Origin of the sequence: Runella sp. MFBS21 (genome assembly GCF_029433105.1) — a bacterium.
Taxonomy (GTDB): domain Bacteria; phylum Bacteroidota; class Bacteroidia; order Cytophagales; family Spirosomataceae; genus Runella.
The window spans coordinates 1-8,230 of the sequence record NZ_JARNTW010000045.1; the positions used below are offsets into that span (position 1 = coordinate 1).

An 8,230-nucleotide genomic window follows, 5' to 3' on the forward strand; every position below is an offset into this window, starting at 1 on the left:
CTTCTTCCTTGAAGCGCTCGAAATTAAAGGATTCGTCAGTTTTCATTGTGTCTATAAGTTAAAACTAAGTTACTTATTTTCCCCCTTTGATTCAATTTGGGGTGACACAGTTTAGTTTACAATCTCAGCAATATTTATAATTTTGTGTCACAGGGCTTTCTTACATATTATTTATTTGTAAACAATTATGCTTCACCTAACTTTCAAATCCTCTTTAGCAGAGAGTGTATATAGCCCTAGCAACTAAAAAGACTTATGAAATCACTGTTTAAATTTAGCGAAAAATCTATTCAAACATCCGTAGCATTTCTTTTTGGACCTATTCTAATGGTCGTCATGATGGCACTCCAATTAGGAGAAAAGGGTCTCTATTTACAAGGCGCATTGATTTTTTTAGCGGTTCTTTCGCTATCTTTTTATCTGTGGAAGCGAAAGAAATACTCAGCAATAAAAACCCGTTTGATAAGTGCCTTTGTGCTGGTATTGATAGTGTTTGTATATACCAAACTACAACACCATTTTTTTGTGGAACCCCAAGTGGAAAGCATCACCGATTCCCACAAAATAAATAAGTAAAATCGTTGACCTTCTCAACACTCCCTAATCTCTTCTTGGAATGAGAGAGCATTAGGGAGTACTAAACCAAAGAATTATAACGTTCTTTTTCTTATTCCTCCGCAAAAATTTCTTTTAAATTGGTTTCAAATCCAGCCAAGACACTAGAACGTACAATGTCTTGCTCTTCTGCGGATGAAAACAACCGATACTTACTGTTTTCAAGCACGTATACCAAAACTACTTCGTTGCGCGGGTCCACTAGCCAATATTCTTGTACGCCAAATCGCTCATAATCTTCCTTTTTCTCAATATAATCGCGTGCCTGACCCCTTCCATACCACCTCCACAATCAGCGCAGGGCTGCCTTCAATGGCGCTCTCACCCACTATCTGTGCCTGTTCTTTGGCAATAAACACCAAGTCAGGCTGACATACTTCTCCTGGCGCAAAATGAACATCAATGGGCGCAAAAAGTACTTCTCCCAATCGATTGGAAATCACAAAATAATCTAAAAGTTTAAACAAGCGTTTAGAAATCCGTTGGTATTGAGGTTTGGGGGCAGGTGACATATCAATTAAATTAAAATGGCGCAATTCGTAGCGCGTTCGGGCGGTAGCTCGCGGCGCATTCGTTCGTATGTCCACTCCTCAGTACTTACAATCATAGCCGTAATGGTTGTTTGTCTTCTATGCAAGTTAATCAAAATCAAATCATAATCAGAAAGCTACGGCATTTTTCCGTAATTTTGCACCTCCAAAAAAGACGCTTGCCTCCCAACCCTGCATTTCAGTGTTTTTGGTAAAAAGTCAAATATTCAATTTCAAATGTCAGTAAGAATGACCTCCCACGAAATTCGCCAAGCATTTTTAGATTTTTTCAAAAGTAAAGGCCACCTTATCGTACCTTCTGCGCCGCTTGTGGCCAAAAATGACCCCACGCTCATGTTCAACAACTCGGGCATGGCGCAGTTCAAAGACTTTTTCTTAGGCAATGGCACGCCGCCAAGCAAACGCATCGCCGACACCCAAAAGTGCTTGCGAGTAAGTGGTAAGCACAACGACTTAGAAGATGTAGGATTTGATACCTATCACCACACCATGTTTGAAATGCTCGGCAACTGGTCGTTTGGTGATTATTTCAAAAAAGAAGCCCTTGCGTGGTCGTGGGAATTGCTCACCGAAATCTACAAACTCCCCAAAGACCGCATCTATGTATCGGTGTTCAAAGGAGACGAAAAAGACGGTGTTCCCTTTGACCAAGAAGCGTGGGATATTTGGAAAGCGATTTTGGGCGGAGAAGACCGTATTATTTTAGGGAACAAAAAAGACAACTTCTGGGAAATGGGCGATGTAGGTCCCTGCGGTCCGTGTTCGGAAATCCACATCGACCTCCGCGACCAAGCCGAAGTAGACTTGAAGCCCGGTAAAGAACTTGTCAATGCCGATCATCCTCAGGTGGTCGAAATCTGGAACAACGTATTCATGCAGTTTGAGCGCAAAGCCGATGGCTCCCTCATTACGCTTCCTGCCAAACACGTGGATACGGGTATGGGCTTCGAGCGCCTTTGTATGGCGATTCAGGGTAAAAAATCAAACTATGATACCGACATTTTCCAAAATACCATTCAGGTCATTGAGAAAATGTGTGGTAAACAATATGGCACCGAAGGTACCCTCAGCACTACCAACTATACCGATATTGCGATGCGGGTCATTGCTGACCACCTCCGGGCGGTAAGTTTTGCGATTGCCGACGGACAACTCCCCTCAAACGCCAAAGCGGGCTACGTGATTCGGCGGATTTTGCGCCGCGCTATTCGCTATGGATACTCGTATTTGGGCTTCAATGAGCCTTTTATGAGTCAACTTGTACCCGTTTTAGCCGACCAATTCAAGGATGTTTTTCCCGAACTTAAAGCTCAAGAAGACTTTGTTACTCGCGTAGTGCTAGAAGAAGAAAAGAGCTTCTTACGCACCTTAGAATTGGGAATCAAGCGCTTCGAGTCTCTTAGTCCAACGGGAGGAGTTATTGATGGAAACATCGTATTTGAACTCTCAGATACGTACGGTTTCCCGGTAGATTTGACGGCGCTTTTGGCCAAAGAAAAAGGCTACAAAATCGACGAAAAAGGCTACGAGAAGGCATTGGCCGAACAAAAAAATCGTAGCCGACAAGATGCCGCTAAAGAAGCTACGGACTGGGTAGAAGTAAACGAAGGGGGCGATTTTGAGTTTTTGGGCTATGAGACTCTCGAAGCTACTGCCCAAATCGTCAAATACCGCAAAGTCAAAACCAAAGCGGGAGAAGAATACCATATCGTACTCGATCGCACGCCTTTCTACGCCGAAATGGGTGGACAAGTGGGCGATTCGGGGATGCTTGTGGTAGGTCATGGCGACCAAGCCGTAAGTATCAACATTGCCGATACGAAAAAAGAAAATGACTTGTTTGTACACATCTCTCGTGACAAAAACCTAGATGAGGTACTTACTACCCCCGATTTTGTGTTGGCCTCGGTCGATGCGCATCGTCGTCAAAACATCATGCGCAATCACACCGCCACGCACTTGATGCTTGCGGCCTTGCGGAAGGTGTTAGGCAATCACATTGTTCAAAAAGGATCTTTCCAAAACGATGACTTAACCCGTTTTGACTTTTCGCACTTTGCCAAAGTCACCGACGAAGAACTCGCGCAAGTAGAAGACATCGTAAATGCTAAAATCCGCGCCAATATTCCTCAAAAAACCTACGTCAATGTACCTATCGATGAGGCTATCAAAAAAGGGGCAACGGCGACTTTTGGCGAAAAATACGGGGATTTTGTACGCGTGGTAGAGTTTGACCCTAGTTTCTCGGTTGAGCTTTGTGGGGGTACACACGTACCCGCTACGGGCGAAATCGCCCTCTTTAAGTTTACGTCTGAAGGCTCAGTATCGGCGGGGGTTCGGCGGGTAGAAGCCGTAACGGGCGAAAAAGCCCTCGAAATCATCCGCCAACAGGCAGAGGTGATTGGCCAATTAGAAGGTTTGTTTAAAGGCCAAAAAGACCTTGTTAAAGCCGTTGAAGGCCTTTTGGCGGAAAAAGCTGCTTTACAAAAACGCATCGAAACCCTCGAAAACGAGAAATTGGCGCAAGTAAAAGAAAGCTTGTTGACCCAAGTAACGAATAACAACGGTATTGCCAGCCTCATCGCTCGCGTGGAAGTACCGAACGCCGACGCCCTGAAATCGCTCGTTTATCAGTTGAAAGAACAATCACAAGCGCCATTCTATATTGTTTTAGGAACGGTATTGGGCGGTAAACCTCAATTGGCCGTGATGCTTTCCGACGACTTAGTGACCCAAGGCAAACACGCAGGAAACATCGTGAAAGAACTTGCCAAAGAAGTAAAAGGCGGCGGCGGTGGTCAGCCTTTCTTTGCAACCGCCGGTGGCTCTGACGCTAGTGGCTTGGATGCTGCCTTAGCTAAGGCGAAAGGGATTTTATAACAATTCTCAATCATAGCACGCCCCTGCTCTTGTTCGGATGGATGAGGGCGGGGGTGTTTTTTGTTGGGCGCAATATCAGTTTACTCATTGATAAACAACCTTTTTAACCCACCAAAAGCATTTCAATAATCTTCAAATACCCGTTTTCCTTAAACCCCATGCCTTTAGGCTGGGGCCTGTAAACAAAATCATACTCTAGGGCTTTAACTATGAATTTTTCGCATCAATATTCCAAAATTCAGGGCTGAAGCCCGCAGCTTTACTATGTTTATCCTTATGCCTCAGCCTAAAGGCATGGGGTTAAAGCAGTGTTTATTTTACTGCCTTTAATCCAGTTTAATGGCACTTAATCAATCGGTAAATGATAGACCGCTACTTGTGGATATTCTAATCAAAAACATACAAGCAAACACCTAAAAAATACTTCATTGATTTAGCACCACCCTATCGCTTCCTTCCCCTATCAGCCACACGCCAAAGCATTTTACCTATTAAATCGAACAAAAAACAACCAAATTTGCCTATTAAATCAAACAAAAAACTATTAAATTTGCCTATTAAATCAAACAAAGTCATGATAAAGAGGCAGTTAGATAGTTTCTTGTACGAGTGGAAAAATTCTCCATCTCGCAAACCATTGATTTTGCGCGGAGCCAGGCAAGTAGGAAAAACTACCTTGGTAACGCAGTTCGGAAAATCATTTGATCAATACCTGTATTTCAATTTAGAACGAGCCGCTGACCGTCAACTTTTCAATACAGTTGAAAACCTTTCTGCTACAATACAATTGTTATTTTTAGCAAAAGGACAAATCGACAGCCAAGATAAAAAAACGCTGATTTTCATTGATGAGGTGCAAGAAGCTCCCAAAGTATTGGAAGCATTACGATTTTTTTATGAAGATTATCCTCACTTATACGTCATCGTAACAGGCTCATTGTTGGAATTTGCGATGGAACAAATCGCCCGTATGCCCGTAGGTAGGGTAGAATTTGCAGAATTACATCCACTCAATTTTCAAGAATACCTCAGTGGAATAGGAAATCAGGCACTATTAAATGCGCTCAACCATGTTCCGCTTGACAATCCATTTCTTGCGGTAGTGTATCCAATTTTTCACGAATATGTGATGATTGGTGGTATGCCCAATATCACTTACACCTATCTTCAAGACAAAAACCTAAGTCGAATTATCAGTTTGTATGCCTCTATCACTGAGGCTTACAAAGCCGATATCGAAAAATACGCCACCAACTTTACGCAACGTACAATCTTACGTCATGTCATGGATACCGCGCCGTTTGAGATAGACAACCGCATTATTTTCAACAACTTTGGCAATTCATCTTTCAAAACACGAGAGGTAAAAGAAGCAATTAATGCCTTAGAAAAAGCTAAAATCTTGGAACTAATATATCCTACCACTAATGTTTCGTTACCTTCTTTACCCGATTTAAAAAAAAGCCCTCGTCTTCAATATTTAGATGTTGGATTGGTTAATTTTCAGTTGGGGCTACACCGCGAATTGCTCGTCATCAATGACTTAAATGACAGCTCTCGTGGCAAACTCATTCAACAAGTAGTGATGCAAGAACTCAAATCATTGCGTTACTTACCCGATTCAGGGCTTCACTTTTGGGTGCGCGAAGAAGGTGGAACTTCTTCGGAGGTGGATTTGGTTTACCCTTATCGCAATCTGCTCATTCCCATAGAAATCAAGTCCGGAGCAAGTGGTGCACTACGTTCATTACACGAATTTATGGATCGTTGCCCTCACAATGTAGCAGTGCGCTTTTATGCCGGAAATATCTCCATCGACCAAGTTCAAACCCGTAAAGGCAAGCCCTATCGCCTCCTCAATCTCCCCTACTTCTTAGCCGCTTGGTTGGAGGATTATTTGATGTGGTTTTTGGAGGAGGTAAATTAAAGGGAATAATCTAAAAATTCTCCATAAATAGGATCATCCAAGATACCTACTGAATAAGACCTATTGTATTCTTTTGTAGGCACATAAGTTAAAGCAATTTCAGGATGTTTTAAAAAAAGTCGATAAATAGAAATAGAAGAAATTTTTGGCCCCAGAGATGCGACAATAATATTATACTCACTTTTCAATTTGATTATTTCTTCATCTAGTACTGATAAACCGAAATCACCATTATAAAAATCTATTTCAAAACTCTTTACTTCGCTTCCATTACACTCATTTCTATGTAATTCTTCAATATTTCGGTTTTGATTATCAAATTGATTACCTTTTTGGAGGCCAAGAATTGTTAGTGCAGGTTCATAGAATCTCACCAACTGATTCGTTCTATCATAATCATATCCCGTTAATATCATCAAAGCCGTACGACGGCCAAACTCGGCTATTCCTGAATGTTTATATAGTAATCGTGGTCTATCAGGCTCCTTGCAAAGCCAGTCCCCATACTTCAATGGTTTGTGATAAATATAGTGAATTTGCTTTGAACTTTTTTGAAGAAAGAAAAGTAGCCCCCAAATTGTTTCACGAGGCATTGTGGAAATATCGAGAACAATATTTTCTGTATTTACCAGTTTACTTGTAACTAGCCTTTCTAATTGTCGCCAACTATCAACAGGATTTTGGTACGATAATTCTAATTTATCGAGTTTTACTTTTTTTTCATCACAAATAGTTTGCACTTTCAAAAGATTTTCTAAAGAATATGACTCATATTCTTTAAATACAATCAAATGCAAAGTAGAACTATTAAACTTATTTAAGCTCTTCTGAATGCCTTCAACAAAGCGTTCTTCCCACCCTAAAACGGCAATTATACTATCAATCATAGTTGTCAAAAAGAGTCGGTGGTTGGAGAAGTTGTGATTCTTCTTTTAATCGTTTATTTTTCGATGCGGCAGCCCACAAATCATTAGCTTTAATGCTAATTTCAGAGTGTTGCCCTATCGGATCTAAACCTCTATCAGGCAGTAGTAACCTATTCGGTTCATAATAGCTTGTATGTTTACCATCATCTTTGCCACGTCCAGTACGTACATATAGCAATTGAGCTTTTTGAGCAATCAATAAAAGAGGTTCTAATTTTCTCATCGCCTCACTTTTTTGTTCCGTAATAATAAATTTTATAGCTCTTGGTTCAGATGAATTACTTTGCAATCTATCTCTGAATAAAGTCATTAGATTATTAAATATATTCAAAATACAATTTTTATCATTTTCTGAACAGCCCTCTATATTTCGATGAAGATGTTCAATACTTTCCCATTTTCGTCTGCTAATTGACTTTATCGCCTCGGTTTGTATTGTTGGACTAATCTCTCGAATATTTGATTTACCACCCTGCTGATTTGACAAGAAAATTTCAAACATTTCATAACAGGGTGCTAATAAATTTCTAATAACACCTGTAGAGAGTTGTACAATTAATTCAAAACCCGAATAAGGAGGTAAATTTGCTTTGGAATCTCTTTTCTTAAAATAATACGCTCTATGATATTTATAAACATAATCATTGAGTTGTTTTTGAGTCGCATTTGGATATAGTGTTAAATACTCGTTTTTAACAATCCGCTTTGCTTCTTCTAAATCCTTGACCATGTTGGGATTGACAGGAAAAAAATCTTCACAGGAAATACCTATATCGTATAGTTTCAAACGCCTTTCAATAATATCTTTGGCCATTTTACCAAAATCAGATCTTGAATTGCGTAAAGGGTTTTCGCGTTCAACTTTGGTAAAATCATGATCTTCAATGATACTACCCCCAGATGCAGTAGTAAAGCTATATTCTTTTTCAGAGGTTATAGCTACTTTAAAGCTATAATTGGAGTGGTCGCGATATGCAATCCATGAATTAACTATTCTCTTCTGAAAATCATTTAAGTCATGAGCATCATCAAGCATAAACATAAAATGAGTATCACGCATGAAAGGGATACTCTTAATCATGTCTAATAAAGGAAAGACTAATGAATTGAATGAATATGTATTTCCATAAAACTCGTCAGAATTAGGAGAATTAATCTTTCTTTGAGTATTAATTACTTCTTTATTAGTGAAGATTGAAATAGACGGGAGTGTACGCTGAACTGTGTCAGGATTTTAGTTTTGCCTTTTCAGCCTCCGAGGTAATTTTCTCTGTCAGCTTGTAATCTATCGCCAAATTTAATGTACAATTGCGACATGGCCAACCCCCAAT

At 40.3% G+C, this 8,230-nt stretch carries 7 protein-coding genes; 3 read left to right on the plus strand and 4 right to left on the minus strand.

Annotated elements, in window-relative coordinates:
• Window positions 1-255: 255 nt before the first annotated feature.
• Window positions 256-576 carry a hypothetical protein gene (locus P1X15_RS32180; protein WP_277342213.1) on the plus strand — a complete coding sequence of 107 codons (321 nt, stop codon included), beginning with the start codon at window positions 256-258 and terminating at the stop codon, window positions 574-576.
• Window positions 577-667: 91 nt separating this feature from the next.
• Here the strand turns inward: P1X15_RS32180 and P1X15_RS32185 are convergent, their stop codons facing one another.
• Complete coding sequence (locus tag P1X15_RS32185; protein ID WP_277342214.1) at window positions 668-907, minus strand: Uma2 family endonuclease; 240 nt, start codon at window positions 905-907, stop codon at window positions 668-670.
• Window positions 864-1,202 carry a Uma2 family endonuclease gene (locus tag P1X15_RS32190; protein WP_277342215.1) on the minus strand — a complete coding sequence of 113 codons (339 nt, stop codon included), beginning with the start codon at window positions 1,200-1,202 and terminating at the stop codon, window positions 864-866. Before P1X15_RS32190 ends, P1X15_RS32185 begins: the two co-directional genes overlap by 44 nt.
• A gap of 192 nt (window positions 1,203-1,394) precedes the next feature.
• On the opposite strand from P1X15_RS32190, the gene alaS reads away from it, so the two are divergent.
• Together alaS and P1X15_RS32200 are read left to right on the plus strand one after the other, a co-directional pair.
• Window positions 1,395-4,046 carry an alanine--tRNA ligase gene (gene alaS, locus P1X15_RS32195; protein WP_277342216.1) on the plus strand — a complete coding sequence of 884 codons (2,652 nt, stop codon included), beginning with the start codon at window positions 1,395-1,397 and terminating at the stop codon, window positions 4,044-4,046.
• A 574-nt stretch (window positions 4,047-4,620) separates the two neighbouring features.
• The gene (locus tag P1X15_RS32200; RefSeq protein WP_277342217.1) at window positions 4,621-5,973 is read left to right on the plus strand and encodes an ATP-binding protein; all 1,353 of its coding nucleotides are present in this window, start codon (window positions 4,621-4,623) and stop codon (window positions 5,971-5,973) included.
• Here P1X15_RS32200 and P1X15_RS32205 read toward each other — a convergent pair.
• Window positions 5,970-6,860, minus strand: a complete 891-nt coding sequence (locus tag P1X15_RS32205) for a hypothetical protein (RefSeq protein WP_277342218.1) — start codon at window positions 6,858-6,860, stop codon at window positions 5,970-5,972. The two genes, P1X15_RS32200 and P1X15_RS32205, sit on opposite strands and share 4 nt — an antisense overlap.
• Complete coding sequence (locus tag P1X15_RS32210) at window positions 6,853-7,980, minus strand: hypothetical protein (protein ID WP_277342219.1); 1,128 nt, start codon at window positions 7,978-7,980, stop codon at window positions 6,853-6,855. The genes P1X15_RS32205 and P1X15_RS32210 overlap by 8 nt, the downstream gene beginning before the upstream one ends.
• Window positions 7,981-8,230: the final 250 nt, after the last annotated feature.

Coding starts and splice junctions, on each gene's coding strand:
- P1X15_RS32205 (WP_277342218.1), bottom strand. CDS start 6,860: ATGATTGATAGTATAATTGCCGTTTTAGGGTGGGAAGAACGCTTTGTT.
- alaS (WP_277342216.1), top strand. CDS start 1,395: ATGACCTCCCACGAAATTCGCCAAGCATTTTTAGATTTTTTCAAAAGT.
- P1X15_RS32210 (WP_277342219.1), bottom strand. CDS start 7,980: ATGATTAAGAGTATCCCTTTCATGCGTGATACTCATTTTATGTTTATG.
- P1X15_RS32200 (WP_277342217.1), top strand. CDS start 4,621: ATGATAAAGAGGCAGTTAGATAGTTTCTTGTACGAGTGGAAAAATTCT.
- P1X15_RS32180 (WP_277342213.1), top strand. CDS start 256: ATGAAATCACTGTTTAAATTTAGCGAAAAATCTATTCAAACATCCGTA.